Annotated in this window: 1 protein-coding gene; it reads left to right on the forward strand. The window is 42.4% G+C overall.

Annotated features, from left to right (window positions below; all coding sequences use genetic code 11):
* Window positions 1-264: hypothetical protein (locus C1G53_RS00020; RefSeq protein WP_153046614.1), on the forward strand; the 264-nt coding region annotated here is incomplete at both ends.

Genomic DNA, 264 nt, shown 5'->3' on the forward strand with positions numbered 1-264 from the left:
ATGCTGATGAAGTCACATCATCAGTTGACACCAACATCCAACGAACGGAGAATCCAGCCACAAATTTACCAGAAGCACAGCCAAAACCTGTATCTGAACAAACTGAAATTTTAGCGTTAACTGGACAATCTAATGGAGCGATTGCTGTTACCGTACCACATGATACGGTAACACAAGCAGTTGAAGAGGCAAAGGCTGAAGGTGTTTCTACGGTTGAAGATAGCCAAATGGATTTAGGAAATACAACTTCTGCGGCAGAAACTA

This window comes from Streptococcus suis (assembly GCF_002960445.1).
Classification (GTDB): Bacteria; Bacillota; Bacilli; order Lactobacillales; family Streptococcaceae; genus Streptococcus; species Streptococcus hyiners.